This window comes from Paenibacillus sp. NPDC058898 (genome assembly GCF_049316025.1).
GTDB lineage: Bacteria > Bacillota > Bacilli > Paenibacillales > Paenibacillaceae > Paenibacillus_AQ.
In genome coordinates, this window is record NZ_JBMOSM010000003.1 from 121067 (window position 1) to 146972 (window position 25906).

The window sequence follows — 25906 nt, forward strand, 5'->3', positions numbered from 1 at the left end:
ACACCTCGGTTGCTTAGAATACGCTTCGTACCAAGCCCCCGTCGATTCGAAGCGCTGAACCGTTAATCGCCGAGGATTTGGGACTGCTGAGATACGTAACAAAATCCGCAACCTCCTCCGGTCGAATCAATCGCTGAATAATGGAAGTCGGCCGATTCTCCTTCATAAACCGCTGCTCGGCTTCTTCGATCGATAGATCCTCATCCGGATATAGCGTATTCAGCATCGTTTCAACGCCTTCCGTAAGAGTGGATCCAGGCATGACGGTATTCACCGTGACGCGGGTTCCTGTCGTCAGCTCGGCCAAGCTCCGGGAAAGGGACAGCTGCATCGTCTTGGTTGCGCTGTAATGCGCCATCTCCTGAGACGGCATGACGGCTGCTTCACTCGCGATAAAAATAATTCGACCTTCATTGCGATTGATCATGTTCTTCAAATAGTGCCGGGTTAACCGAACACCGCTCATGATATTGGTCTCGAAGAACCTAAACCACTCCGCATCAGGGATATCGAAAAATTCAGCAGGCTCAAAGATCCCTAAATTGTTGATTAGAATATCGACGACCGGAGCAGCTTCCCTGACCTGATGACAGCCCTCCTCCGTTCCGAGATCCGCCACAGCAATACGCAGCTCGGCGTCCGGATGCACAGCGTGAATATCATGGATCGTCTGCTTTACTTTGTCCTCATGTCTTCCATTTATTATGACGGATGCTCCCTCTGCTGCAAGCGACATGGCAATCGCTTTGCCAATGCCGGATGTCGAACCCGTTACCAATGCGACTTTTTCCTTCAGATCCAAATTCATTATGCTCTCTCCTTCCGTTATGTAGGAATGGACCCTCCTGATTCCCGTCGTTACCGCCCGAGGTCCAGGAGAGTCACAATATTTATTACACCTACTATCCTTGCGTAAACGCAGATTTTTTAGAAATCAAAATGGTCCGGGTCCGGTCCCACTCTGTGATTTTGATTCAAGCTGTCGATGCGCTGCATCTCTTCATCGGACAATTCAAAATCAAAGATTGCCGCATTCTCGGCAATCCGATGTTCTTTGGTCGATTTCGGAATCGTGACAACGCCGTTTTGTAAATCCCAACGAAGAATGATCTGAGCGATGGATTTATGATGCTTCTCTGCAATGCGCTGAAGATCCTCTTGATCCAGCAGCTGTCCTTGCATTAATGGAGACCATGCTTCAAGCTGAATTCCATTCGTACGGCAGAACGCCTGCAGTTCTTTTTGCGTTAGTCTTGGATGATATTCGACCTGGTTCAACATCAGTTTAATTTCCGTTTCCTTCATTAACTTCTCCAGATGATGGATCTGGAAATTGCTCACGCCAATGGCTCTCACGCGTCCTTCCTTGTACAACGTTTCTAACGCCTTCCACGCATCTATATATTTCCCTTCAACCGGCCAGTGTATAAGGTACAGATCCAAATATTCCAGACCCAGCTTCCGAAGGCTCTCCTCGTAAGCCTTCATAGTCGATTCATAACCTAGATCGGCATTCCACACTTTGGATGTGACAAACAGATCTTCCCGCTTGATACCGGCAGCTTCCAAACCCTCGCGAATGCCTTGTCCGACGCCCTCTTCATTGCCGTATATGGCGGCCGTGTCCACGCTGCGATACCCATACTGGATGGCCGTACGGACGGCATTCACCAGCTCTGGTCCTTCTTCTACCTTAAATACGCCTAATCCAAACCAAGGCATGTTGACGCCATTATATAAAGTGGTTGTATCTTGTAAGTGTTGTGCTGTCATGTTGATAAACCTCCGAACATTTTTTTGGGTTGTGATGTTGTGATGAAAGTTAACCTATATTGAAGTATCTCCGATAAAACGCTTTGACATCACCTCCCTTCACCATAAAATAATCATTCAGGCATTCAGGCCGCTTGCTTTTCCGGCTTCTCCGAGTTCTTCCGTTCCAGCTTCAAGCTCCATCCGGTGAGAACGACCGCGCCGAGCACCATCAGTGCCCCGATCCATGCCGTATGAATCAGGCCCATGGAGTTCGTGATCAAGCCGCCCAGAAAAGCGCCGATGGCGATGCCGGCATTAAATGCGGCAATGTTCAGCGCGGAAGCCATATTCACTGCCCCGGGTGCAAACCGCTCAGCCAGCATTACGACATAAACCTGTAGTCCCGGCACATTCATGAAAGCCAGAAATCCCATGAGAATAATCGTGATCAATCCCGCCACTTGATACGGTACGGTAAACGTAAGCGTGAACAGCACCAGCGCTTGCGCGATGAACATATAGAATAGTGCTCGAAGGGGGTTGCGATTGGCTGCCTTCCCGCCGATCACATTACCGACCGCAATGGCAATCCCGTATACAAGCAGGATGATGGCCACCGTATTTTCCTTGAGGCCTGTTATATCCTGCAGCAATGGGGATAAATAAGTGAAGACCACGAAGGTCCCGCCATAACCGAGAGCCGTAATCAGGAGCATAAGCAGCAGTCTTCCATTCGTCAGCAATTTTGCCTGGTCACGGAATGAAGTTCGTTCTCCCCTAGGTAAGTCCGAAGGGACCAGGATACTGTTTGCGATCAGCGCAACAATACCGACCACAACAATGGCGACAAAAGCAAGTCTCCAGCCCCATTGTTGACCTATAAACGTTCCAAGCGGAACGCCGGTAACCGTAGCTACCGTCAGCCCCGTAAACATAATGGAGATTGCGGTCGCCCTGCGGTTCTCAGGCACCACGCTTGCGGCAATGATCGAGCCGATCGACATAAATACGCCATGAGAAAAGGCCGAAAGCACGCGTGCTGCAAGCAGGATACCAATGGAAGCTGCGCCCGCTGCCAAGCTGTTACCAATAATAAAAATGATCATGATCCAGAGCAGCAAAGTCTTCCTGGACATCCTTGATGTCAGCGACGTAAGGATCGGCGCACCGAAGGTAACGCCAAGCGCATACATCGAAACGGTTAATCCGGCGGTCGTCACGGATATATTCATATCCTCCGCAATCAACGGCAGCAGCCCTACGCTGATAAATTCCGTTGTTCCGATAGCGAAGGCACTGACGGCAAGTGCCAGCAGCGCCAGCAAACTTCTTCTCTTATCTATCATCATGGTGTTGATATTTCCCCCTATCCTATTCTCTTGCTTGTATATTGTAAAAATATTGAGTATGGTGTAATCCAGCTGGCAAATGCTATTATGATCTATATCGTTTCTTGTGTGAAGAACGTACTTTTTTGTAATGTAGGTACCTGACAGTACCCTAGATACTTTTTAGTGCCTATTAGAAATAGGAGGATGAATATGCAAACGAAGAAATACAACATCGCCGTCGAAGCAACATTGGAAGTGATCGGGGGCAAATGGAAATGCGTGATCCTCTGCCATCTGACCCATGGACGTAAACGAACCAACGAGCTGAAGCGTCTCATGCCGAATATTACGCAAAAAATGCTGACGCAGCAGCTGCGGGAGCTCGAGGACGATGGCGTGATCAATCGGATTATTCATAATCAAGTGCCGCCTAAAGTGGAGTATGAGTTGAGCGATTACGGCATGAGTTTGAGTGGAATTCTCGATATGCTCTGTGCATGGGGCGAAAAACATATCACGAAAGTATACGGGGACAAATTCAGCGTGCTTGAGGACAGTATCCTGAATGATAAATTGAAAGTCTCGGACGAGCCCACAACCACAGATACACGCTAGACCTGATTTATAAGCAATACTGATACAAAAACAATGGCAAGGTCCGTGATCACGGACCTTGCCATTTTCATATACACCCTCTTCTATGGCATCTTCGAAGATAGCAAATCATAAGAAATTTAGACATATCGTGAATGCTATACTGATCCCGGAATAAACGTTTCGTAAATACGAGTCAATACAGGGAACTAAAAAAATGTAGGCAACAAGGAAATTCCCGGATGGAAGGTGAACCAATCCATGTCTCAAGTTATTGCTGAAATGTCGATGTCATTGGACGGATATATTACAGGTCCGAATCATAGCGCACGGCTGCCCCTAGGCAAGGGAGGTAAACGACTGCACGAATGGATCTATGAGCTCACCAGCTGGCGCGAACTGCATGGCCTGGCCGGGGGCGAGTTTAATCAAGACGCGGAGTTGATCGCCGAATCCAATCGCAGAACGGGCTCTGTCATCCTCGGTCGTACGATGTTCGATCATGGCCATCCATTTTGGGGAGATACCCCTCCTTTTCATATGCCGGTGTTTATACTGACTCACGAAGCTCGCCCCGCAGAAATCAAGAATGGCGGCACGACTTATACCTTCGTTACGGATGGAATCGAACGCGCATTGGAACATGCCAAAGTTGCGGCGGGGAGTAAAGACGTTAAAATTGCCGGAGGCGCCAACGTGATACAGCAATATATCGGAGCAGGTCTGCTGGATGAGCTCCTGATCACGCTGGTACCGATCCTCCTCGGCAACGGTCAGAAATTGTTCGAACATATCCACTCGCCGAATATCGAATTTGTTCGGACCGCTGTCATCGAATCTCCGAATGTCACGCATCTGAGATTCCGACTGTTCCATCACACGAACGCATAATAGCGGCCCGTATTCCTGGCACTGAACTAATGTTCATGAGAACACAAATGGCAGACCGCTCTTGTTCAGGGTCTGCCATTGCCGTCCATCACTATCCGTGCGGTATCACCGAGCTCGCTGGTTATTTCGCGTTTTCCTTCTCTTTTTGGCTGACGATCATTTCCGTCACTTCCTCCGCCTGAGCTAGGACAGCAATCGGATCAAACGGCCAAAATCGTTTGGCATCGAGATAAAACACGCGATCCTGCTTCACCGCTTCAATCGAAGTCCACACCTTGTCCTTCTTATCCATCTCGGCGCCGTTAGACTCATCAAAGAAGATATAATCGCCTGCATAATCTTTGAGCACTTCCATGGAAACCTCTTTGTAAGTCACGTTGGCATCAATCAATTCTTTTTGGATCGTTGCCGGAGGCGTTAGCTGGAGCTCCTTGTAGATCGCCAAGCCTCCTCGATAAATGCCATCTCCGTAGAGATAGAAGGTTTTGCCGAATGCGCCAAAGATCGAGAACGTCTCTCCCTCTTCCAACACACCGCTCACTTTTGTGCGCAGCGCATCTATTTTTTCATCGAAACCGGCGAGCCATTCTTTTGCTTCTGTTTCTTTGCCCAGTATAGCACCGAGTCCCTCCACTTCTTCGTGCACGCCTCGATAGGTTTCGTAAGGGAGAATGACCGTCGGTGCGATTTTGGACAATTTCTCGTATAATTCCGGGTCCGAGTTAGCGCTGATAATCAGGTCTGGGTTCAATTCCACAATCTTTTCCGGAGCGCTTTCCCCCGTGTTCTCTATGCCCTCAATCATGTCTTGAATATGGATGTTCTCGAGATCCGTCGCTGTCGCGCCGACCGGCTTTTCTCCGAGCAGCAGCAGAGTTGGCAGGTAGGCATCAACTACAATTCGCTCGGGAGCGGCCGGAATTTCGATTTCTCCGTTAATCGTATCCACCTCTCTAGTCGTGGGCGCTGAGGCCTCAGTCTGGGGCTTGTCCGTGCCCGCAGCTGTTTCACCGGCAGAGCCGCCATTATTCACGGTATTCCCATTCCCGCTGCATGCCGAAATAAAGATCGAACATAAAACGAGCGTAGAGAGCATGATGCGTAATTTAGACTTGAACATGTTGATATCCTCCCAAAAAAATGATAGCTGGATTTAAGCCCCGAATTGGGCTCGATGTAATCGGCTGTATATGCCGTGCGCCGCGAGCAGTTCTTCGTGGATGCCTTGTTCGGCAATGCCTTTGTCAGCAACAACCACAATCCGATCTGCGTTCTTGATGGTAGCGAGCCGGTGTGCAATTATAAGTGTCGTCCGACCTTCCGACAATTCGGCCAATGCCTGCTGAATCGCCGCTTCGGTCTCCGCATCCAATGCGGACGTCGCTTCGTCCAGAATAAGAATCGGCGGGTTCTTGAGGAACATCCGGGCTATCGACAGGCGCTGCTTCTGTCCGCCGGACAGCTTGACGCCTCTCTCGCCAATTAAGGTATTCAGCCCATCCGGAAGCGAAGCGACCAACTCCTCAAGCTGGGCACGGCTCATGGCTTTCATAATATCGCTATCGGCAGCGTCAAGTCGGCCATAGGCAATATTTTCGCGAATGCTGCCGTCAAACAGGAATACATCTTGCTGCACGATGCCAATATGGGAACGAAGGGATTGCAGCGTCATGTCTCGGATATCGATCCCATCAATCGTAATCCGGCCACCGTCTGTATCATAGAAACGCGGCAGCAATGAACATAACGTTGTTTTGCCCGCTCCGGACGGCCCCACAAGCGCAACGGTTTCACCGGCACGTATGGACAAACTGACATCCTGCAGCACTTGATCTTTGTTCTCGTACCCGAAGGATACCCCGTGAAAGGCAATGTCTCCCCGCAGATCGTGAACCGGCTTCGCATTAGGCGTATCCGCAACGTCCGGTTCGCTCTCAAGCAGCTCCAAATAACGCTTAAAGCCGGCGATTCCCTTCGGATACATCTCAATGACCGCATTAATCTGTTTAATCGGGCCGAGGAAGACGTTGGACAGCATGACAAAAGCGATAAATTCCCCGTTGGTCATCCGGCCTTCGATCACGAACCAAGTACCGCACACCAAAACGAACAGGGAGATGAATTTCATCAGGATAAAGCTAATCGAAGAGTTCCACGCCATAATGCGGTAGGCAATCAGCTTTGTCACGCGGAAACGGTTGTTGTTCTCGGCGAAACGAGCCATTTCATGCTCCTCATTCGAGAAGGCTTGAACCACGCGGATACCGCTGACGTTGTTCTCCACCCTTGCGTTGTAATCGGCGATATCGGAGAACATGCGCTTGAACGCAGCCGACATTTTTCCACTGAAATAGAGTGATAAATAGACCATCAGAGGTACTATCACAAACGTCATCACCGCAAGCTCCCAGTTAATCCCGAGCATGATGCCCAAGGCACCGGCAAGCGTCATAAGGGCAATGAAGAGATCTTCCGGACCGTGGTGGGCAATTTCCCCGATATCCATCAGGTCGTTTGTCATCCGCGAGACGAGATGTCCCGTCTTGTTATTGTCAAAAAAACGGAAGGATTGCTTCTGAACCCGATCAAACAGCTTTTTGCGCATATCCGTCTCAATGTTGATGCCGAGTTTATGCCCCCAATAGGTGACCACGTAATGCAAGAAGGAACTGACAACATAAATGCCGAGAAGACCCAAACAAGCGTATAAGATCCACTTCCAGTTACCGCTCGGCAGCAAGTCGTCAATCACGCGGTTGACGGCAACCGGGAATATCAATTCAAGTAAAGCCGCAAAGATAGCGCAGCAAAAATCCAGGATGAACAGCCTTTTATAAGGCTTGTAATAGGAAAAAAATCGACGCAGCATAAGGACCTCCTTAATCCGTAATTCCATTATAGAAATGAGCAAGTCCTTTCCTTTAATAAAGCGCACATTTTAGATCAGTTACTTATCCTGTTACGCTCTCGACCTGGATAACAGGTACAGGAAATAGGGAGCACCAATCACCGCAACCACGATCCCCGTCGGAATCTCAGATGGTTGGATGATCCAACGTCCCAGAGTATCGGCTGTGATGACCAGCAGTGCACCGACCAGCGCCGTTACCGGCAGCAGCATCTGATGCTTCGCACCGACCAACCGTCTGGATAGGTGGGGCGCGATAAGTCCGACAAATCCAATTCCGCCGCTTACCGCAACGCACGAGGCTGCCAAGCCAACCGCCGCTGCCAACAGCTTCAGCTGCTCCCTTGTGACGGAAGCACCGAGTCCCGTCGCCATCGGTTCTCCAAGATTGAGCACGTTCATCACCTGCGCTTTATACATGACGAAGGGCAGAAGCACAAGGATCCATGGGAGCAATGCCAATACAAACTTCCAGCTGGAACCCCAAATGCTGCCCGCTAGCCAAGTGGCAACAAACTGATATTTTTCAGGACTCAAGCGCAGCGTTAGCACGATCATAGCCGCACTAATGCCCGCCGCAACGGCAATCCCTGTTAACAGGAGCCCCGTCGGCTTAAAACCCTGATTCTTCTTATAGGCCAGCACGCATATTAATGCAGCGGTTAAGCTCGCCCCAATCAATGCAAGCACCGGCAGTAGATAGACAGGGGCCGCCGTCGTGCTTGGGAAAAATGAAATGAACAGCATCACCATCAAGCCTGCTCCTGCATTAATCCCCAAGATTCCCGGATCCGCCAGCTCATTACGGGATATTCCCTGCATCACACATCCCGATATCGCTAGCCCGGCCCCAATAAGCAGCGAGATGACGATCCGCGGCAAGCGGAATTCGAACAGCACCAGCTCCTGCTTATCCGTCCCGCTGCCAAACAAGGTTTTGATGACCTCAAGCGGCGATAAACGAATGACTCCCGTATTCATACTGATCAGAAATACCAAAACGATCAGTGCAGCCAGCACAGACAGGGTTATGATTTTGCGCTTCCTGTCTTTTCGCCCATGCATGGTGTTTGTGATGGTCTCCATTACAGTTCCCTCCTTTCTTTGCGTGCCAAGTAGAGGAAGAAGGGCACCCCGATCAACGCGATGATCGCGCCCACCGGTGTCTCGTAAGGAGGGTTCACCATTCTTGCTGCTAGGTCGGCAATGACGACCAGCAAGCTCCCAAGAACGGCCGAGCAAGGAATGATGAGGCGATAATCCACACCGACCAGCTTGCGCGTGACGTGCGGAATCATGAGACCGACAAAGCCTACCGCACCGACAACCGAGACGGCAGCCCCTGCCAGCACCAGCACGATCACTGTTCCGGCCAGCTTGACGAGTCCCGTTCGCTGCCCGAGCCCGCGGGCGATCTCATCGCCGAGGCTGAGCATGGTAATGGAGCGTGACAATGCAATAGCTCCCAATATGGCAGCGACGATCCACGGCAGCATAATCTTCAGATGGACCCACTTAATCCCCGCGGTTCCGCCGGCATACCAGAACGCCATGTCCTGTCCGACCTGAAAATACAATGCAATGCCTTCGCTAAGCGCACTTAACAAAGCACTGAGCGCAGCACCCGCCAGAACAAGACGTACCGGTGTCAATCCGCCTTTTGCCATGGAACTGACACCATACACGAGTACAGCACCTAATCCTGCTCCAAGGAACGAGAACAGAATCAGGTACATATAAGGCAGCCCCGGAAAAAAGGAAAAACAGAGGGCAATGGCAAACCCCGCTCCCGCATTTAATCCGAGCAAACCTGAATCAGCGAGCGGGTTCCGAGTCATCCCCTGCATGATCGCGCCCGATACGGCAAAGCAGGCGCCCACCATCGCTCCACCGAGGACTCTCGGCAAGCGCAGTTCCTGTATGATCTGATGCTCCGTCACATCGGGATTAAAGAAAAACACCGCCTCCCATACATTTCGCAGATCAATCTCTGCCGCTCCGAGCGATATCGATAAAGCTATACCAAGCACCAGCGCTGCCACACCTCCGGTGAGAATCAGGGTTGCAGCCCATGGTCGCCCCTTGTGTTTAACGTGGGCCTCGGAATCTGTAAAACTTGGATTGGACGTGTTTGATGACATCATTTTCCCCTCAATACTTTGATATTGATTCTCATTATCATCTGTAACTATAAAATAAAGGTCTTTCCTGCGTCCATGGACATCTTGAATTTCTCACCTGAAAAAAGTCCATGCCCAAGTCAAGCGCTTTTTTCCAAATAAAAGCGGTACCTCTTTTGACTCAACAAAAGCTCCGCGTCTAATGGATTGCGCCATTGACACAGAAACCTCTAATCCATTACAATAAATGCTAATTGAATGAGGCGATGGAGTTCGCCATAACCGCTTCGATAGCTAATGACTCCTACCAGAGGTCGCTTTCCTGGTAGGAGTCTGTTTGTGTATCGAAGGGTTTAGCGGCGAATATATAGAAACGGGTGAATTTGCATGATTAAAAAATGGTTTGAAGTTACCGAAAAATGGCCATACGCCTTGTTGTCCGGTTACTTCATCAAATGGATCGTTCTTGGAAGTGTTGTTGGATTAATGACGGGCAGTGCCTCCGCCTTCTTTCTTTACAGTCTGGACTATGTAACCTCCCTTCGCATGGAGAATCCTTGGCTGCTGTTCTTCCTTCCCTTCGGAGGCGCTGTGGTCAGCTACCTTTATTACAAATTTGGCAAGAGCAGTACCAAGGGGAATAATCTCATCCTTGAACAAATCCATGGCGGTACGGAATCCGTTCCATTGCGAATGGCACCTTTAGTTCTAATCGGAACATTAATCACGCATCTGTTTGGGGGTTCTGCAGGACGTGAGGGTACTGCCGTTCAGATGGGAGGAAGTTTATCGGAGTGGTTCGGGAAGCTTATCCGCGTCACGCCGGCGGATCGAAAAATACTGCTGATCTGCGGAATTAGCGGCGGTTTCGGATCCATCTTCGGCACGCCGCTAGCGGGAACGCTATTTGGACTAGAAGTCCTTGCCATCGGACTGATCTCGCATCAAGCCCTATTACCTGCATTCATAGCCAGCTTGGTCGGGAATCTGATCGCCACCTCCCTATGGGGCGTCAGCCATCTGCATTATCCGATCGGAGAAATTCCGGCTTTGAGTTTCCTGGTGATCCTAAAGGTGATTTTCGCCTCGATACTCTTTGGTCTGACAAGCCGACTATTCAGTGAGCTAACCCATTCCTTGAAGCGGTGGTACAGCTATTTCTTCCGCAATTCGATGATCAAAAGCGCTGTCGGCGGCATTATCATCATTGGGCTGGTTTATCTGCTTGGGACACGCGATTATTTGGGACTGGGTCTCCCCCTGATCGAAGCCTCCTTCACAGACGAGGTATCACCTCTCGCCTTTCTCGGCAAAATCATCTTTACCTCGCTGACGCTCGGGGCAGGGTTCCAGGGTGGAGAAGTAACCCCGCTGTTTGCCATCGGGGCAACGCTGGGTAACGCGTTATCGGAATGGATCGGATTATACGCCCCGTTCCTGGCTGCATTAGGATTTATTGCTGTCTTCTGCGGAGCAACGAACACCCCGATTGCTTGCTTTATTATGGGAATCGAACTGTTCGGCGGTGAAGGCGCCGTGTATATGTTTATGGCCTGTGTGATCAGTTACTTGTTCTCCGGGCACTCCGGCATCTACACATCTCAGCTCATCGGCACTTCCAAACACCCGCTCCTCTCGTTCCCGCTGGGCACCACGCTTGCAGGAGCGAAGACGTTAAAAAAACAGAAGCACAAAAAGACGTCCGAGTAATCGGACGTCTTTTGCCTTACACCGAGCTTTTACGAATCGAGCGGTAGCTGACGAGTGCGAGGATAACCGAGATGGGAATGAGCCACAGGGACAATTCAAAGGCAGTATGTTTGACAACCCAGTCAATCACTTGCCCCCACCAACCGTATTGGGTAACCAGAACGCTGGCCCCCGACAATATAATGAAATAGGCCGCAAACATGACAAAGGTCTTAATGCCGCGATGACGAAGATAGAACACGCCGATTCCTATCCCGATAAAGGCAAATGTAAGAAGCAATATGAAATAAATGATGAATTGTTCAAATAACGTGCCGTCATTCAAATACGGCAGTTTGAAGAACGATATCCGGTCTCCCCAAGAACTCGTAAAGCGTTCAATTTCGGCTAATGCCAATAATATAATCGACGTTATGACGCTGTACGCTACCACCATCAGAACAGAGCCCAGATAGAAGTCCGTTCTTCGAATGCTGAATCCGAGGGAAAAGGGGAACAGCTGCAGCACCGATACAAGAGCCGCGATAAACACATAGATAAAGATTGTTGCCAATCCCCCGGCATAGAACGCTTCACCATTAACCAACACGCTGATAATGTAGTTGATCAGAAAGCTGAATGCCGTGATGGCCCAGGGCAAATAAAACCAGGATAGTTTCTGTCTCGAATAAATATGGATTACGCCAGGAATTCCGTTCATGGTTGGATCCCCACCTTTTCGCGCTTAGTTAAATATACGATCAATTGTTGAAGGGAAACGGGGGTTGTTTCTAAGCCCAATTCCTCCGCCTCTTTATGCAACTTCGTTGTCGCGCTGCCCATCACCGTGACGGATAACATGGAAGCGAACGACTCCCGATGTATCACTTCCAGCCCTTGGATAAACGATTCAACCGTTCCGGAGGGACCGACGATCTTAAACGCACGTCCCCGCAAGTCATCCGTAGCATCGTCAAGTAAAATTCGGCCGGAATCAATGACGATAATATGCTCCAGCAATCTGCTAACCTCATCAATCAAATGCGTGGACAGAATAATCGTGCGCGGATAATTGGTGTAATCCTCGATCAGATGATCATAGAACAGCTCTCTGGCCACGGCGTCGAGTCCGAGGTAAGGCTCATCAAAGATCGTGATCGGTGCGCGGCTGGCGAGTCCGACGATGATGCCTACCGATGAGAGCATGCCGCGGGACAATCTCTTTACGAGTCGTTTCATAGGCAGCCGGAATACCTCGATCAGTTTGTTTGCATATGCCGCATCCCAATTCGGATAAACGTTAGCGGCAATTCCCATAACGTCCTTGACCGTAAAGATATCCGGATATTTCTGGCCTTCCTTAATGAAGCATACCTGCCGGATCACCTTCTGATTTTCGTATGGATGCTCTCCGAATACGCGAATCTCCCCTTGGCTTGGGAACAGCTGCGCCGTTATCATCTGCATGATGGTCGTTTTGCCCGCGCCGTTCCTGCCCAGCAATCCATAGATCTTATTCGCCTCAATGGTAAAGCTCACATTATCGACAGCCGTCGCATCCTTGTATGCCTTGCTCAAATTCTTGACTTCGATCACGGTTTGGCTCATCAGTCTTGCTCCCCTCTGCGGATCATTTCCGATAATTGATCTTTGGTAATCCCAAGTTTGGCCGCTTCCTTAACCATGGCGACCACGTACTGTTCATAAAACTCCGTCTTGCGCTTCTCCATCAGCAATTCACGAGCTCCAGAAGCTACAAACATGCCAATCCCCCGTTTCTTGTACAAAATTCCTTGATCGACCAGCAGATTAACCCCTTTAGCAGCTGTAGCCGGATTGATCTGGTAAAAGGCTGCAAACTGATTCGTTGATGGAACCTGCGTTTCCTCAGGCAGTCGTGCTTCGATGATGTCGTCTTCAATTTTGTCGGCAATTTGCATGAATATCGGTCTGCTGTCATCAATCTGAAATGCCATTTACCTCACCAACTTTCGTTTATAACCTCATTACACCATTGGTTAGTTACTTATGTAATTAACCATATAAGGAATGGAGTTCATTGTCAATGGGTTATCGGAATTTATTTACAAAAACAAGACAGGAATTGGACTTTTGTCCTAAATAAATAGTCCTTATCTTCCGATAAAGTATAGGCACAAATCCTGCGTTGCCCAATACAGATAAAGAGAAGAGGAGCTTGAGAGGAAACATGAAAAGAATTATTGCAATCGTTGTACTAGCCATGCTGACGGTAATAACGCCGCTGTATGCCGCATCCGCACCCAAGAATTTGGCTTATGTGGATAAGAACAGCCAATCCTATATTTCGATTGGGGTACTCAAGACCTATGACGGCGTAAAGGTGGCGTATACAGCCGCTGAAAAAAAACTCACTATTACTCGCGAAGATACAGCTCTCACGCTATACTTGGGCAGCCTCAATGCCTATGTAAATGGCAAGAAGGTTCAGGCTAAAGCAGCCCCGTTCTCCGAGAACGGCTCCACTTATGTACCGCTGCAATTTGTCAGCCAACATCTGGGCTTACAGCTATCCTGGAGCCATAATAGATCCACCCTGAACATCACGGATGGGAATGTAGCAAACACGCTCCCTGTTCTATCGGGAACATTAATATCCAGCCAAACCAAGCCCGTTACGACGGTTAGGAAAACCTTTAAGGTGGGCTCCCGTTCCTTCAGTGCACAGGTGGTTACCGTTTCACTTCTCCATCCGAAGGTGGAACTGGACGTCGTTCTGGCAGGCAATAAAGCAGGGAAGGTCGAGGATTTGCGCAGTATAGCCAAGCGTAGTAACGCCGTAGTGGCTATAAACGGTACGTTCTTTGATGCCTACACTTCCGGCGCATACAAAGCGCCTTACGGCTATTTGGTCAGCAAAGGCAATATTTTGCACAAGGCCTCGGGGGATAATCGGACGATCTTCACCTATGACAGCAACAATCTGGCCACCATGATTCCTGGACTTGATTTCAGATCTGTATATGATGCCGGACATTTGGAAGGGGCACTTCAAGGTGGCCCGCGTCTACTGACTGACGGCAAGGTAACCCTGGACGTCAAGAAGGAAGGCTTCAAAGATCCGAAGATTCTAACTGGCGGCGGCGCACGAAGTGCGCTCGGTATCACGAAGGATCATAAGCTGATTTTGTTAACGACAGGCGGGGCAACCATTCCCCAGCTTGCGGAAATTATGAAACAAGCTGGGGCGTACCAAGCGATGAATCTGGATGGTGGTGCCTCCAGCGGCTTGTATTATAATGGATCTTACTTAACGTCCCCTGGACGGCAGGTCAGTAATGCCATCGTCGTAAAATATAAATAGTTACCTCCTCTCCCCTGGTTATCCGGATATTCTGCCGGCTGATCAGGGTGTTTCTTTTTAGGCAGCACTACCTCTGCTTGGAGCCGCATATGCTGATCAAGAAAATGTTTCACGAAGAGGACCCATTGTGTAAATATATAGCAAACTGTCTTTTGTGAACGTTCTAAGCTAATGGTTCATTCAGCGGGGGGTGGATTCCATTACATCGTCTATTGCGGTCATTCGGACGAGAATCAGAGACACGGTCGAGGGGATATATCGGGTTTGGAGGGAATGGATTGGGAGATACCCTTTCATTGCCAAGGTGTATCACTTATTTTCCTGGCTTTCCCTGCTGGTGCTCGTTTTAAGTCTGATTCTGATTGAAGAATCGCGGACCATGCTAGTTCAATATTTGTGGTCTTTCTACGTACTGCTGCAATTTTGGCTGCTTAGCCGAAGCAAAACCGTTACCTGGAAGCAGGTCAGCTTGTATGTTCTCTCAGGCGTTCTCTTGGTCATTCCCTTGACCAATGGGACCATGCAGGGACTTCATTTGATCTTTGGAGGACGGACTAACGACACATGGTCATTCGCCGTCATGACCCCAATCGTTGAGGAAATCTACAAGCTATTGCCTCTGGGACTGTATTTATTCTTTTCAAGAAGAGCTACTTCGTTAAGTCTGAGCGATTATGTTGTATTAGGGGCTGCTCCCGGCATTGGCTTTCAATTTATGGAGGAGCTGTCGAGGCGCTTAGTCCAAAGCAATTATGGGGTGTCTTTTCTCGGCGGCAAAACGCTCCATTGGGAGTTCTTCGATTTATTTCCGGGCTACTTCGAGGAAAGCTTTATTCCGACCATGATGAATGTTACGCATCCTGTACATAGTGCTATGATTGCACTCGGAATCGGCATCGCTTTCCGGTACGCCAAGCGCCTCTCACGCTGGGCCTATGCATTTCCGGCTTTCCTTCTGCTATGGGCTATCCTGAATCATGCAGCCTGGAATGGACAGAACCGGCTGCCGGAGTGGGTGCTGACTATTCATGAATGGACCGGCGAGGGCTACCGAACCGAAGGTTTCTTCCTGGTCCTGCTGGTTGCAGGGTTGTTCATCGACTATTTCGATCTGCATCGAATCCGTGACCGTCTTCCTGTTCTGAAGGGTGAGGCCCTCATCAATCCATTAACGGAGTGTTGGCAGATGACGCGGGCTCACTTTACAGATAGGAAACGCCTCGGTTACTTGATTGGATTCTACCGAGAACGACGCGAGCTCGGATACTCGATATTATATGGCAATCTCGAAGCAGCAGGCCAAAGGGATCAGGTCCAGGAAAATGTAAGAAAGTATACTGCCGTTCTGGGAGCCATCGGCATTCTCATGCTTGCTGCCGGGATCCTGTCCAGTATCGGCGCTTCGATGACAGCTGGCGACTCCTCTTGTTTCGCGTGCTTGTTCGACTCACTCCAGAACTGGTGGGATCGGCTTAGCGGCTGGGAACAAGCGGGTATCATATTAGGAGCCTTTGCCCTTTCCCTGCTGTTTGTCAGCTTCTGGCCCGCTCTTGGTATTGCCATGACCGGTGCAGGCATTGCCGGTGGCGGACACGAAATTGCCGGATACATCCGCGACCCGAAGAAGCTGCTATCCCCACAAAATGCGGCCGCTGCCGTGTTAGCCGTTATCCTCAGCCGGATTCCGATAGGTAAAGGGGTATCTTGGCTGTCCAATAAGCTGGGTCCCCGTGCAAGAAGGTGGCTGGATGCGCTTTCCGAGAAAGTCGGTTTGAAAACGCGCGATGAGCCGGATACTCCCTCTGGCGGAACTCGCGATCCGAAGCCTGACGGTACGAATGAACAACCGGAAGAGAATCCGCGGAAGCCGGACGCTGACCATGAGAAAAAGCCGGAGGAAGATAAGCCGAAAGACAAACCTGATGAAGAAAAACCTGACGAATCCGGCGACACACCACAAGAGGTACCGAGTTATTCCGGGGAACTTCAGAAGGTCAACAAGCCTGATGCAGCAGCGGATGCGCTCGCGGAGCGACTTGGTGGAGAATCCAGAATGAAATTTAATACCGATCCGAAGGGACATGAATTCGATGCAATCAGTGATGAATATGTTGCCCAGACAAAGCCCGCGCTTCAGCAGCTTAATCGAAGAGCACGTTCTCAAATGAAAGCCACCTTCGAGGCTGCCCAGCAAACCGGGAGAAAGGTCTATTATCATTTTGAAGGGGAGCCTGCCCAATCGGTTATTGACAAATTACATGAATACAGCCAAAGATATGGAATAGAAGTCCACATTGATACCGATCCATTATAACGACAAGGAGTGAGCATTCATGTATGAATTTCACGGCTGGGCTACTATCCAGGAAAATCCTGCGGAAGCGGATGCCGGGCAGCTCGACATGATTATTCAGAAAATACAGCTTAAGATGACCGAATTTGCATGGGGCAGCGGCTTGCTATCCTTAAATGCGGCTAACGGCTTCTATTACCTTCATGTCGGAGGTTTTACGAACCGCAAGGGAGCCGAGGCTGCCGAGATCGTGGCGCTGTACCAATTGATTGGCGAAATCGCTCCCGGTTCATACGGTCTCCTGTATACCAGAGATGATGAGAATCTGGAGGGTTATGATAACCAGTTCCGGGTTCAGGTGCTGGCACGCGGACAATTACGGGAACAACGCGATCCGTTTCTCTCCCCTTGCGTCCCGGTAATCGAAGATGCAGTCGATTAATGACATGATGTATAGAGTTAGAAAATAAAAAAGATCCCGTTACTCGCTATGTCATGATGTTCTCATGGATGGCGGGTTACGGGATTTATTGTTTGTTAATCATGTATTCGATCATGTATCTACAACTCATTGCGTAAGGGCTGAGCGACCGTGACTTAAGCTCGTCCGTTCAATTCATCCATCGTGGCCTGTACGATGATGCGCAGGCCTTTCAACATCGTTTCATGGGATAAAGTCGGCAAGGACGGCTTCTCCACGGCCATCTCTATCGAAGCCGGAAAATGCACAAATCCGCCAATGGCAGATTTTTGCTTAAGGCGAATATCGTTCAAAATCGCATACATCGTATTATTGCAGATATACGTTCCGGCTGTATTGGATACCGTAGCTGGAATTCCCGCTTCCTTCAACCGGTTGACCATCAAACGGATGGGAAGGGTTGAAAACAGTCCGTCCGGTCCGTCAGCGTCTATGGGCTCGTCTTGAGGTCTTACACCCCGATTATCCGAAATCGTCGATTCCGGCGGTATATCCTTGATATTAATGGCGATCCGCTCCGGTGTAATGGCGGTCCGTCCACCCGCTACGCCGCAGGCAATGACCGCATCGGGCTCGTATGCCTTCATCTGTTGCAGCAGTATTTCCGCACACTCATCGTAATGTACGGGAAGCAGCAGCGTTCTGATCTCTGCACCGGGGAAGGATTCGTGCTTGATCTCCTCAACCAGTCTCTCCGTTGGATTGATAGAGCTTCCGCCAAATGGTTCAAAGCCTGAAATTAATATTTTTAGCATATATCATATCTCCTGTACTCGTTTATGTAAGCTGCCGGGTCACGAAAATAGCATCCTAACTTTTATTATAGCAGCGCTTGAACGCTTACGCCTTCTGCTTCAAGCCGTGAACGCAAGGTGCTGGCGAATAACGATGCATTCGCGCCATCTCCATGAATGCAGACGGTATCTGCCGTAATGGGAATCACCTTGCCGCTCAGAGAAACTACCACTCTGTCTTTCACCATCCGTACGACTTGCGTAACCGCAGCTTCGGGATCCGTTATCATGGCATCCGGCAGATGTCTCGGCGTGAGGGTGCCGTCATCCTGGTAGGTACGATCCGCAAACACTTCGCTTGCTGTGCGAAGCCCTGCCCTTTCCCCCGCCGCGATTAACTCGCTGCCCGCCAACCCATACAGAATGAGTGTCGGATCGATATGCTTGATCGCCGATGTAATCGCATCCGCAAGGGGTCTGGAGATTGCTGCCATATTATACAGAGCACCGTGAGGTTTTACATGCTGCAGCCCAGACCCTTCCTGTATCGCAAAAGCCATCAGGGCTCCTATCTGATAGGTTACCATGTCATAAGCTTCGGCAGGCGTTATCTCCATTCTTCTTCTTCCGAAGCCAGCCAGATCGGGCAAGCCAGGGTGCGCGCCGATTGCGGCACCGCTCTCAATCGCTTGACGGACCGTTGCCCTCATGACCGCCGGATCACCTGCATGAAATCCGCAAGCAATGTTTGCCGAAGTAATACAGCGAAGAAGCTCCATATCATGGCCTAACTTGTAAGCACCGTAGCTCTCTCCCATATCGCAGTTCAGGTCCACTCGAACCATGCTGACTCACCACTCCTTTAATTTAAGCTTGATCATGGCCTCCAACATTCGAAACTCTCGAACGTGAGCCGTATAAAGCTGTTCTGCTTCTGCCAACGAAATACCCGCAAAACGAATTGCTGCCCCAGGAGACAGCTGAGCGATCAGCGAAATATCAACGGTCACCACTTGCGCAATTTTGGGATAACCTCCAAGCGTCTGCCGATCCGCCATTAGAATGATGGGCTGGCCATCTGCGGGTACCTGTACCGTTCCAAGGGCTACCGGCTCGGATATATATTCCTTTGCATGGCTTAGTTGAAGCGGCGGACCGGACAACCTGTAGCCCATACGGTCCGATTGCGGAGTTACGGTGAACTGTTCTTCGAACAGCGCCTGCTTGCTGATGGCGTCAAAGTCATCATATTGACGCCCTTTCAGCACGCGTATCACCTCCTCCTGCCCTGAACCAGGATACCCTTCAGCAGAGACGGCCCAATTCACGGTGAGGAAACCGCCGTAATCATCAAGGTAGCGTTCAGACATAACCAGAGGAAGCTGAGAAGGATGAGCAAATAGTGTATCTCCTTTCTTCAACGGCCTCCCTTCATATCCTCCGATTCCGGCCCTTAAATACGTACTCCTGCTGCTCATTACCTGGCAGACATCAAATCCGCCCGATACAGCCATATAAGCGCGGCAACCCGTTACCGGCTGTTGAAAGCTCAGAACACGGCCCGCTTTGATCAGCACGGGACGCCACATTGGAACTTTCACACCTTCAATCGAGGGTGATAGATCCCCGCCTGTAATGGCAACCCACCGATCGCTATGAAATTCAACCGCGAATCCTGACCATGTAATTTCCAGAACGACCTGTTCATTCTCATTGCCAACTAGTCGATTGGCGATCCGATAAGCGGAATTATCCATTGCTCCTGCCGTGATAATCCCGTATCTGCCGTAACCCCGTCTTCCCGCATCCTGAAGAGTAACAAGAAGTCCCGACTTTAGTACGGTTATACTCATAGGCCCACTTCCCTTAACCGTTCAAATTCCTCAACTTGAATAGGCCGAAACCGGATATATTGCCCGCTCTTCAACAGCGTTGGCGGCTCGGCTTCGGGACGAAATAAAACGAGCGGCGTCCGGCCGATAATCTGCCACCCGCCCGGCGTTTCGATCGGATAAATGCCGGTTTGCGTGCCGGCGATTCCTACGGATCCAGCCGGGATTTGCAGCCGGGGAGTCTGTTTCCTCGGTGTCGCAATCTGCTCCGGGATACCTCCGACATAGGGGAAGCCGGGCGCGAATCCGATCGCGTAGATTAAGTAATCCTGCCCGGAATGAATACGAATGACATCTCTGGGAGATAGGTGGTTCTGCTGAGCCACTTCGTCCAGATCCGGCCCATAGTCGCCCCCATAACAAACCGGAATGTCAACAACCTCATATTTCGTGATGGTCTTCTCGCAAGCGCACGCCTCCATCCGCTGCTCCAGCATCGAACAGACGTAAGCAAACACGGTATCGAACCTCTCTGGCTTGCCGATCTTATCATAATCATAGTAAACCGCTACGCTTGTATACGAAGGGATGCATTCGATCCAGCCTGGAAAAGGGTTCTGTTCCATTCGCCTCGTCATAGCTGTGACCTGGCGATGCACCTTCTCGCTCACGATGTCTTCGAATTGAACGAGAACAGCCGAATCCCCTAAAGGGAAGAACGAATAAGACTTGCTCATAGTACATTCTCCGTTCCATATGTACTGCGGATTATCGTCAAACATTGAACGATTATTCCTATGATAGCAGAGAAACAGGCATCCGTTGAATATGAAGTTAAATATTTGGCGATAGAATCAGGAACAGCTGGCTCTGACGGATCAGGCCAAGCGTCAATACTGTCTTTCTGTATAATTTTAGGGAATGGTTGGCAAAATACAGAAGACGTACTTTGATAAGGAGGTGCCACCAACATGAGCCAACAAAACCATAACAGTAATGAACCGACAAAAGCAGAAGTTCAAACCACGAAATTGAACAAAATGCCGATTCCAGGTGAATTTGACACCGAAATCTCCGCAGAAGAAGCAGCCGAGGTGTTTAAACAGCAGCAATCAAACACTGGTCACAGCTCCGAGAATCAACAATAATACAAGTAGAAGACCTCACACATGATCCGTTGATTACAGGATCGTCCGTGAGGTCTTTTTAGGTGTATTATTTTACAAGTCATTCGGGTTTGTGGTTCATGTGATTGCTACCATAAGAAAAACGTCTATCGACGTACTTTCTCAGTAGACAGACCGCATTTAGCGGAAGTTTTTCTTGCGAGATAAGGATGCTAAATCTTAGAAGTTTATACTTTCTTATCTCTTAAAAAAGAGCCGGCATAACCGGCTCTTCAGAAATCGATATTATCCTTAGTCTTTCCTTACTTGATACCGCCCCGTTCTAACCTCGAGAATATATTCCTCAGGGGAAGGCATGCCGGATTCCAAGGCATCCTGTACAGCCTGTTCAATAGGGTATGGCACGCGAATAAATTGAATGTTGAAAGGAGCCGGATCTTCGCTGTCATAGATTCCGTCCAAAATGACATAGGAGGCTTCAGGCATTTCGAGGGGATTGCCGACGCTGCCAGTATTAAACAGCGTTCTCCCGTCTAGATGCTGGTGATATGCATTATGAATATCCGCGTAACCGGCGACGTCCGCGATTCTCGGGTCTCCGCACAGCGGGGAACTGTGAAACAAGGTTTCCAGCTTCTCCTGGTCATCCCATGGTTGTATTCGTTCGTACACGCTGCGGGGCGATGCATGAAACAACCGGATCCATTTACCGCTCATCATGAACTCAAGGATATACGGAAGTTCGGCAAGATATTGAAGCCTCTCGCTTCCAAGTCTATGCTGATGCCATTGGAGGACCGGATCATCGGTTTCCTTGCCTATAAAGTCGTCCCAATTCCCCTTGATGACTTGCTGGCAATGGGTTCTGACCAGATCAACCGCGATATCTCCGTGCGGACCTTTCCCAATCAAGTCACCCAGGCAATAGATGGTTTCGATTTCACGTTGTTTGATATCCTTCAGAACGGCCTCCAAGGCAGGAATGTTTCCATGTATGTCGGAGATCAATGCAATTTGCGTCAATGAACCCGCCTCCAAACTTCGTTTATTTCGGATTGCCGAGGTTATGGTTTAGTGAATCCCGTAATTCATCATATGCGTCTTGAAGCCAAGGATGGACTACCTTCAGCAATTCACGCCGATTCCATAAGTATTGAATATATTCAAATGCGGCATGATCCAGCGAGGTTTGCAACTGCTCCGTAATCTCCTCTAAATACGGGGGGATTCCCGTTTGATCCCATTCCATCTTATCCGCGACGAACAGTACCTTATCTAACAATGTAGCCTTGGATCTTAACGTCGTATGGCAACCAACAGCGTTCAAGATTTCAGGTTCTGTAATTTTGAACAAATCCTCGGCCATATATGCCGATATTTTCTGATGGATGATCATGGGAAATTGCTCTTCTTCAGGCAATACTTCCACCCCGATCTCGCGGGCTACTTGAATGCGGACATGATTCGGAAAAACGGCGCTAATATCATGCAGATACCCGGCATATTCAGCAGCGGTCGGATCGGCGCCATAGAGAACAGCAATTCTGCGGGCTTCCTCCCCCACTTTCAGAACATGCTCTGCTGTCTTTGGACATTGGTGTTTCTGCAGAAAGGAGGCCACGTCATTCCTAAGATTCCCGGTGAGCTCGTGTTCCCCAAGCTCACGGTAGGAGCTGATGATCAAGCGACGGTTATGCGGGTCATTCACTCTTTTCACCTCACCTAACTTCCTTGAATTTACCAATCTAGCACTTCATTTTCCATACAATATTAACTTATACTGAGAATAGTTTGAAGCTATTATACAAGAAAGTCAAAGAAAGGAGGTCATCCGATTCTAAAACTCATCGACCGAACCCATTCGTGTAGGTGATGCAGGATATTAATGACGAGCATGACCTAACGAACCTACAGAAGGAGGAGGCAATGATATATTAGAAAGACTTGATCGATCCGTGATATCGCCCCCAGGTTGTCCATTTATTATTCCTTTTTATGGAATGTTTCGATTTTTAGTCTAATGTTTATAAACGTAATCATATATTTATACTCACGCAAGCTTGGTAACTGAATAAGATTTAAGCATCACCGACTTCACCACGTTAGGAGGCTGACGATAGTGAATACACGCAGGATGGTTAGCTTGGGGTTACTGATTCTTGTTATGATCATCAGCGGTTGCGCTGGAAATGTTTCCACCGAAAAAACGAAAACGCTTACACTCTGGTATTGGAACCGAAGCCTGGACGATGAGCTGATTAAGTCCGTTGAAAAGGAGTTCCCGGGGATCCGAATCGATGCACAAAAAATCGGTGGCGACTTCAAATCGAAGCTAAAAACAACGCTAGCGGCTGGTTCCGGAGGACCGGACATCGTCGCTTTTAACGACTGGGTGGCAGAGCTGTTTACGAGTTCGGATCGTTTCTACGATCTGTATGAGCTGGGCGCCAAGGAGATTGAGCCGGATTTCCTGGATTGGAAATGGAAGCTTGGCGTTACCCCGGAAGGCGCCATGATTGCCCTTCCGATCGATACGGGGCCAACCGCCCTATATTACAGGTCAGATTTGTTCGGGGAAGCCGGGCTACCGACCGAACCAGAAGATGTCCACGCGCAGCTCGGCACCTGGGATCAATATTTCGAAGCCGGGCAGAAGCTGCAGGAGCATTTTGATCAAAAAGTGAAAATGCTCGACAACATCACCAACATTTACACGCAAATGAATGCTCAGTCTGAACGCATATATTTTGCTGAGGACAATACGTTTATCGGCGAAACCCCTGAATCCTCCATGAAGACGGCCTGGGATACGGCGGTGAAGGCTTCACAGATGAAGCTAAGCGCCAACACTAATACTTCCTCCTCAGAATGGAATGCCGCCATGAACAATGGACGGGTCGCTTCCTTTGTCGGTGCGGTGTGGATGAAGGAAATATTGATGCAGGCGGCGCCGGATACCAGCGGTAAATGGAGAGTAGCACGCGCCCCTGGCGGGGACGGCAACAATGGCGGCTCCTTCCTCGCCATCATGAAGACGAGTAAATATCCGCAGGAAGCATTTGAAGTAATGAAATATATTCAGAATCCGGAAAATCAGGTTCAATCCTTCAAGAAGATCAACCTTTTCCCTTCCGCCAAAGACGCGCTGGATGCCCCCGTGATGAAGGAGCCCGAGGAATTTTTCGGGAATCAGGCAACTGGCGAGGTGTTCTCGGACTCTGCGCGTAACGTCAAACCTGCTTATTTCGGCGGTAAATTCGCTAATGTAAACGGCATTGTCAATCGAGAGCTGTCATCCGTTGCGCTCCAAGGCAAAAATCCTGATAAAGCCTGGGAAGACGCGCTGGCCAGAGTCAAAAAAGAACTGCTGCGCTAAACCCGGATCCGGTTCTTACCTGTATGTTTCTCGATTGCTAAAAGTGCGTGTTCAAAAAGGTCGATTTTCAGCACCGAAGCTTATGCTTCCGATGTGCGTTTTTTCAAAACGCTTCAGTTGGATGAAGCTAGGGACGTCAGGAGCGGAGCGTACGTTTTGGAAACGTGAGCACCTAAGATGTTTCCGCAGGAAACATGACTTCGTAAGCATCCGCTTAGGCCCGGCAGAATTCAAGATTCGATGCCGCGCTGCTTCCTGATTCGCTTCGTGTTAGATATAGAATTTATGAGTTATCAGTGGAACTGATGAAATTCTATATCGCAAGAAAACCTACCTATGCATCGCGGTCGCTCATCCTTGAAGTGGCCTCGATAGAGGTTTTCTTATCAAAAGCAGACTTTTTGAACAACCTCTATAAGTACTTAAATACCAACCGCTTGAGGAGGTTACAGTACGATGGATAATCCAATGCTGAATCATACGCCCGTGGAACAGAAGCCTGTTCCTAAGCATCCGAAATCACAAGACCGACTGTCAGCACAGATATGGAAACACCGCAAAGAATATTTGGCGATTTCCCCTTTTTACATTCTATTTGCCATATTCGGGCTCTTTCCGATCGCCTTCTCGATGTTCCTGTCCTTTCAGAAATGGGACGGCATCGGCGAGATGACCTACAACGGGCTGGGCAACTACCAATTCATGCTCACCGATCCGGAATTCTGGAGAGCCGTCGGCAACACGCTGCTCATCTGGATCTACTCCACGATACCGATGCTGTTTATCGCGCTGGTCGTTGCCTTCCTGCTTAATGCATCGTTTGTCCGGTTCCGCACCTTCTTCCGGATCGGTTATTTCCTGCCGAACGTTACCTCACTCGTGGCGGTTGCCATCGTATTCGGCACCGTATTCTCGAACAATTACGGCCTTCTCAACTATATTCTGTCCTTGCTCGGCCTGAACTCTATCGAGTGGTTGAATAAGACATGGGGCATACAGCTCGCCATTTCGGTCATGGTCATATGGAGATGGGCAGGGTATAACGCCATTATCTATCTTGCCGGGCTGCAGAGCATTCCGACCGTCCTGTACGAAGCAGCCAAAATCGACGGAGCTTCCGGCATTCAATCCTTTTTCAAAATCACCATTCCCAATCTAAGACCCATCATTCTCTTCACGGTCATCACCTCGACCATCGGCGGCATGCAGATCTTCACCGAACCGCAGGTGCTTGTCGGCAATGATGGCGGCGTCAGCGGCGGCGGTATGACCATCGTCCTCTACCTGTACCGTGAAGCCTTCGTGAATAACTATTTCGGATATGGCGCTGCCGTCGGCTGGGGAATGTTCCTGCTCATTGCACTCTTCTCCATCGTGAACTGGAAAATGGTGCAGGGCAGTCCGTCCAATGACTGAAATGGGGGTGAATCGT

General features: G+C 49.5%; 25 protein-coding genes and 1 riboswitch. Of the genes, 9 read left to right on the forward strand and 16 right to left on the reverse strand.

Annotated elements, in window-relative coordinates:
* Window positions 1-13: 13 nt before the first annotated feature.
* From ACOZB4_RS09065 to ACOZB4_RS09075, 3 genes are all read right to left on the reverse strand, one after another.
* Complete coding sequence (locus ACOZB4_RS09065) at window positions 14-808, reverse strand: SDR family NAD(P)-dependent oxidoreductase (protein ID WP_379413547.1); 795 nt, start codon at window positions 806-808, stop codon at window positions 14-16.
* A gap of 119 nt (window positions 809-927) precedes the next feature.
* On the reverse strand, window positions 928-1773 hold the full coding sequence (locus tag ACOZB4_RS09070; RefSeq protein WP_379413543.1) for an aldo/keto reductase: 846 nt from the start codon (window positions 1771-1773) through the stop codon (window positions 928-930).
* Between the two features lie 125 nt (window positions 1774-1898).
* Window positions 1899-3104 carry an MFS transporter gene (locus tag ACOZB4_RS09075; RefSeq protein ID WP_379413541.1) on the reverse strand — a complete coding sequence of 402 codons (1206 nt, stop codon included), beginning with the start codon at window positions 3102-3104 and terminating at the stop codon, window positions 1899-1901.
* A gap of 192 nt (window positions 3105-3296) precedes the next feature.
* Here ACOZB4_RS09075 and ACOZB4_RS09080 point away from each other — a divergent pair, with 192 nt between their 5' ends.
* Both ACOZB4_RS09080 and ACOZB4_RS09085 read left to right on the forward strand, forming a co-directional pair.
* Window positions 3297-3701: a winged helix-turn-helix transcriptional regulator gene (locus ACOZB4_RS09080; protein WP_076321900.1), complete on the forward strand. Its 405-nt coding sequence runs from the start codon at window positions 3297-3299 to the stop codon at window positions 3699-3701.
* A 240-nt stretch (window positions 3702-3941) separates the two neighbouring features.
* On the forward strand, window positions 3942-4571 hold the full coding sequence (locus ACOZB4_RS09085) for a dihydrofolate reductase family protein (RefSeq protein ID WP_379413535.1): 630 nt from the start codon (window positions 3942-3944) through the stop codon (window positions 4569-4571).
* 121 nt (window positions 4572-4692) lie between these two features.
* Here ACOZB4_RS09085 and ACOZB4_RS09090 read toward each other — a convergent pair whose 3' ends face one another.
* The 4 genes from ACOZB4_RS09090 to ACOZB4_RS09105 form a co-directional block, all read right to left on the reverse strand.
* A complete protein-coding gene (locus ACOZB4_RS09090) occupies window positions 4693-5691 on the reverse strand; it encodes an ABC transporter substrate-binding protein (protein ID WP_379413533.1) in 999 nt (332 codons plus the stop codon).
* Window positions 5692-5724: 33 nt separating this feature from the next.
* Complete coding sequence (locus ACOZB4_RS09095) at window positions 5725-7440, reverse strand: ABC transporter ATP-binding protein (RefSeq protein WP_379413529.1); 1716 nt, start codon at window positions 7438-7440, stop codon at window positions 5725-5727.
* 90 nt (window positions 7441-7530) lie between these two features.
* The gene (locus ACOZB4_RS09100; protein ID WP_213644398.1) at window positions 7531-8565 is read right to left on the reverse strand and encodes a FecCD family ABC transporter permease; all 1035 of its coding nucleotides are present in this window, start codon (window positions 8563-8565) and stop codon (window positions 7531-7533) included.
* A complete protein-coding gene (locus ACOZB4_RS09105; protein WP_379413823.1) occupies window positions 8565-9620 on the reverse strand; it encodes a FecCD family ABC transporter permease in 1056 nt (351 codons plus the stop codon). The genes ACOZB4_RS09100 and ACOZB4_RS09105 overlap by 1 nt, the downstream gene beginning before the upstream one ends.
* 232 nt (window positions 9621-9852) lie before the next feature.
* Window positions 9853-9913: riboswitch (Fluoride riboswitch) on the forward strand.
* Between the two features lie 73 nt (window positions 9914-9986).
* Between ACOZB4_RS09105 and ACOZB4_RS09110 the strand changes: the two genes are divergently transcribed.
* On the forward strand, window positions 9987-11309 hold the full coding sequence (locus tag ACOZB4_RS09110) for a voltage-gated chloride channel family protein (RefSeq protein ID WP_379413522.1): 1323 nt from the start codon (window positions 9987-9989) through the stop codon (window positions 11307-11309).
* Window positions 11310-11325: 16 nt separating this feature from the next.
* On the opposite strand, the gene ACOZB4_RS09115 is transcribed toward ACOZB4_RS09110, so the two are convergent.
* Genes ACOZB4_RS09115 through ACOZB4_RS09125 form a run of 3 tightly spaced genes read right to left on the reverse strand, consistent with a single transcriptional unit; the run spans window position 11326 to window position 13264 of the window.
* Window positions 11326-12009 carry a hypothetical protein gene (locus ACOZB4_RS09115; RefSeq protein ID WP_076321907.1) on the reverse strand — a complete coding sequence of 228 codons (684 nt, stop codon included), beginning with the start codon at window positions 12007-12009 and terminating at the stop codon, window positions 11326-11328.
* Window positions 12006-12896, reverse strand: coding sequence for an ABC transporter ATP-binding protein (locus ACOZB4_RS09120; RefSeq protein WP_379413519.1), 891 nt, complete (start codon window positions 12894-12896; stop codon window positions 12006-12008). The genes ACOZB4_RS09115 and ACOZB4_RS09120 overlap by 4 nt, the downstream gene beginning before the upstream one ends.
* A complete protein-coding gene (locus ACOZB4_RS09125; protein WP_009591066.1) occupies window positions 12896-13264 on the reverse strand; it encodes a GntR family transcriptional regulator in 369 nt (122 codons plus the stop codon). Before ACOZB4_RS09125 ends, ACOZB4_RS09120 begins: the two co-directional genes overlap by 1 nt.
* A 233-nt stretch (window positions 13265-13497) precedes the next feature.
* Here ACOZB4_RS09125 and ACOZB4_RS09130 point away from each other — a divergent pair, with 233 nt between their 5' ends.
* From ACOZB4_RS09130 to ACOZB4_RS09140, 3 genes are all read left to right on the forward strand, one after another.
* Entirely contained in the window at window positions 13498-14631 is a 1134-nt protein-coding gene (locus ACOZB4_RS09130; protein WP_379413516.1) for a phosphodiester glycosidase family protein, read from the forward strand.
* Window positions 14632-14935: 304 nt separating this feature from the next.
* Window positions 14936-16945: a restriction endonuclease fold toxin gene (locus ACOZB4_RS09135; RefSeq protein WP_379413512.1), complete on the forward strand. Its 2010-nt coding sequence runs from the start codon at window positions 14936-14938 to the stop codon at window positions 16943-16945.
* 19 nt (window positions 16946-16964) lie between these two features.
* The gene (locus tag ACOZB4_RS09140) at window positions 16965-17366 is read left to right on the forward strand and encodes an immunity 7 family protein (RefSeq protein WP_379413509.1); all 402 of its coding nucleotides are present in this window, start codon (window positions 16965-16967) and stop codon (window positions 17364-17366) included.
* Between the two features lie 155 nt (window positions 17367-17521).
* Here ACOZB4_RS09140 and ACOZB4_RS09145 read toward each other — a convergent pair whose 3' ends face one another.
* The 4 genes from ACOZB4_RS09145 to pxpB form a co-directional block, all read right to left on the reverse strand.
* Complete coding sequence (locus ACOZB4_RS09145) at window positions 17522-18160, reverse strand: pyroglutamyl-peptidase I (RefSeq protein WP_339265786.1); 639 nt, start codon at window positions 18158-18160, stop codon at window positions 17522-17524.
* A 65-nt stretch (window positions 18161-18225) separates the two neighbouring features.
* Window positions 18226-18984 (reverse strand): LamB/YcsF family protein, encoded by a 759-nt coding sequence (locus ACOZB4_RS09150; RefSeq protein ID WP_379413506.1) that lies wholly within the window; start codon window positions 18982-18984, stop codon window positions 18226-18228.
* A gap of 6 nt (window positions 18985-18990) precedes the next feature.
* Window positions 18991-19992, reverse strand: a complete 1002-nt coding sequence (locus tag ACOZB4_RS09155) for a biotin-dependent carboxyltransferase family protein (RefSeq protein WP_379413503.1) — start codon at window positions 19990-19992, stop codon at window positions 18991-18993.
* Window positions 19989-20708, reverse strand: coding sequence for a 5-oxoprolinase subunit PxpB (pxpB, locus tag ACOZB4_RS09160; protein ID WP_339265792.1), 720 nt, complete (start codon window positions 20706-20708; stop codon window positions 19989-19991). The genes ACOZB4_RS09155 and pxpB overlap by 4 nt, the downstream gene beginning before the upstream one ends.
* 234 nt (window positions 20709-20942) lie before the next feature.
* Here pxpB and ACOZB4_RS09165 point away from each other — a divergent pair, with 234 nt between their 5' ends.
* Window positions 20943-21119, forward strand: coding sequence for a hypothetical protein (locus tag ACOZB4_RS09165; protein ID WP_179090610.1), 177 nt, complete (start codon window positions 20943-20945; stop codon window positions 21117-21119).
* 270 nt (window positions 21120-21389) lie between these two features.
* Here the strand turns inward: ACOZB4_RS09165 and ACOZB4_RS09170 are convergent, their stop codons facing one another.
* On the reverse strand, window positions 21390-22121 hold the full coding sequence (locus ACOZB4_RS09170; protein ID WP_379413497.1) for a metallophosphoesterase family protein: 732 nt from the start codon (window positions 22119-22121) through the stop codon (window positions 21390-21392).
* A 22-nt stretch (window positions 22122-22143) separates the two neighbouring features.
* Entirely contained in the window at window positions 22144-22779 is a 636-nt protein-coding gene (gene yqeK, locus ACOZB4_RS09175; protein ID WP_379413819.1) for a bis(5'-nucleosyl)-tetraphosphatase (symmetrical) YqeK, read from the reverse strand.
* Between the two features lie 438 nt (window positions 22780-23217).
* On the opposite strand from yqeK, the gene ACOZB4_RS09180 reads away from it, so the two are divergent.
* Complete coding sequence (locus ACOZB4_RS09180; RefSeq protein ID WP_422759532.1) at window positions 23218-24474, forward strand: ABC transporter substrate-binding protein; 1257 nt, start codon at window positions 23218-23220, stop codon at window positions 24472-24474.
* A gap of 456 nt (window positions 24475-24930) precedes the next feature.
* On the forward strand, window positions 24931-25890 hold the full coding sequence (locus tag ACOZB4_RS09185; RefSeq protein ID WP_098746367.1) for a carbohydrate ABC transporter permease: 960 nt from the start codon (window positions 24931-24933) through the stop codon (window positions 25888-25890).
* The last annotated feature ends 16 nt before the right edge of the window (window positions 25891-25906 follow it).

Excerpts from the sequence above, each read along its gene's own strand:
- ACOZB4_RS09065 (WP_379413547.1), bottom strand. The coding sequence starts at position 808 with ATGAATTTGGATCTGAAGGAAAAAGTCGCATTGGTAACGGGTTCGACA.
- ACOZB4_RS09070 (WP_379413543.1), bottom strand. The coding sequence starts at position 1,773 with ATGACAGCACAACACTTACAAGATACAACCACTTTATATAATGGCGTC.
- ACOZB4_RS09075 (WP_379413541.1), bottom strand. The coding sequence starts at position 3,104 with ATGATGATAGATAAGAGAAGAAGTTTGCTGGCGCTGCTGGCACTTGCC.
- ACOZB4_RS09080 (WP_076321900.1), top strand. The coding sequence starts at position 3,297 with ATGCAAACGAAGAAATACAACATCGCCGTCGAAGCAACATTGGAAGTG.
- ACOZB4_RS09085 (WP_379413535.1), top strand. The coding sequence starts at position 3,942 with ATGTCTCAAGTTATTGCTGAAATGTCGATGTCATTGGACGGATATATT.
- ACOZB4_RS09090 (WP_379413533.1), bottom strand. The coding sequence starts at position 5,691 with ATGTTCAAGTCTAAATTACGCATCATGCTCTCTACGCTCGTTTTATGT.
- ACOZB4_RS09095 (WP_379413529.1), bottom strand. The coding sequence starts at position 7,440 with ATGCTGCGTCGATTTTTTTCCTATTACAAGCCTTATAAAAGGCTGTTC.
- ACOZB4_RS09100 (WP_213644398.1), bottom strand. The coding sequence starts at position 8,565 with ATGGAGACCATCACAAACACCATGCATGGGCGAAAAGACAGGAAGCGC.
- ACOZB4_RS09105 (WP_379413823.1), bottom strand. The coding sequence starts at position 9,620 with ATGTCATCAAACACGTCCAATCCAAGTTTTACAGATTCCGAGGCCCAC.
- ACOZB4_RS09110 (WP_379413522.1), top strand. The coding sequence starts at position 9,987 with ATGATTAAAAAATGGTTTGAAGTTACCGAAAAATGGCCATACGCCTTG.
- ACOZB4_RS09115 (WP_076321907.1), bottom strand. The coding sequence starts at position 12,009 with ATGAACGGAATTCCTGGCGTAATCCATATTTATTCGAGACAGAAACTA.
- ACOZB4_RS09120 (WP_379413519.1), bottom strand. The coding sequence starts at position 12,896 with ATGAGCCAAACCGTGATCGAAGTCAAGAATTTGAGCAAGGCATACAAG.
- ACOZB4_RS09125 (WP_009591066.1), bottom strand. The coding sequence starts at position 13,264 with ATGGCATTTCAGATTGATGACAGCAGACCGATATTCATGCAAATTGCC.
- ACOZB4_RS09130 (WP_379413516.1), top strand. The coding sequence starts at position 13,498 with ATGAAAAGAATTATTGCAATCGTTGTACTAGCCATGCTGACGGTAATA.
- ACOZB4_RS09140 (WP_379413509.1), top strand. The coding sequence starts at position 16,965 with ATGTATGAATTTCACGGCTGGGCTACTATCCAGGAAAATCCTGCGGAA.
- ACOZB4_RS09145 (WP_339265786.1), bottom strand. The coding sequence starts at position 18,160 with ATGCTAAAAATATTAATTTCAGGCTTTGAACCATTTGGCGGAAGCTCT.
- ACOZB4_RS09150 (WP_379413506.1), bottom strand. The coding sequence starts at position 18,984 with ATGGTTCGAGTGGACCTGAACTGCGATATGGGAGAGAGCTACGGTGCT.
- ACOZB4_RS09155 (WP_379413503.1), bottom strand. The coding sequence starts at position 19,992 with ATGAGTATAACCGTACTAAAGTCGGGACTTCTTGTTACTCTTCAGGAT.
- pxpB (WP_339265792.1), bottom strand. The coding sequence starts at position 20,708 with ATGAGCAAGTCTTATTCGTTCTTCCCTTTAGGGGATTCGGCTGTTCTC.
- ACOZB4_RS09165 (WP_179090610.1), top strand. The coding sequence starts at position 20,943 with ATGAGCCAACAAAACCATAACAGTAATGAACCGACAAAAGCAGAAGTT.
- ACOZB4_RS09185 (WP_098746367.1), top strand. The coding sequence starts at position 24,931 with ATGGATAATCCAATGCTGAATCATACGCCCGTGGAACAGAAGCCTGTT.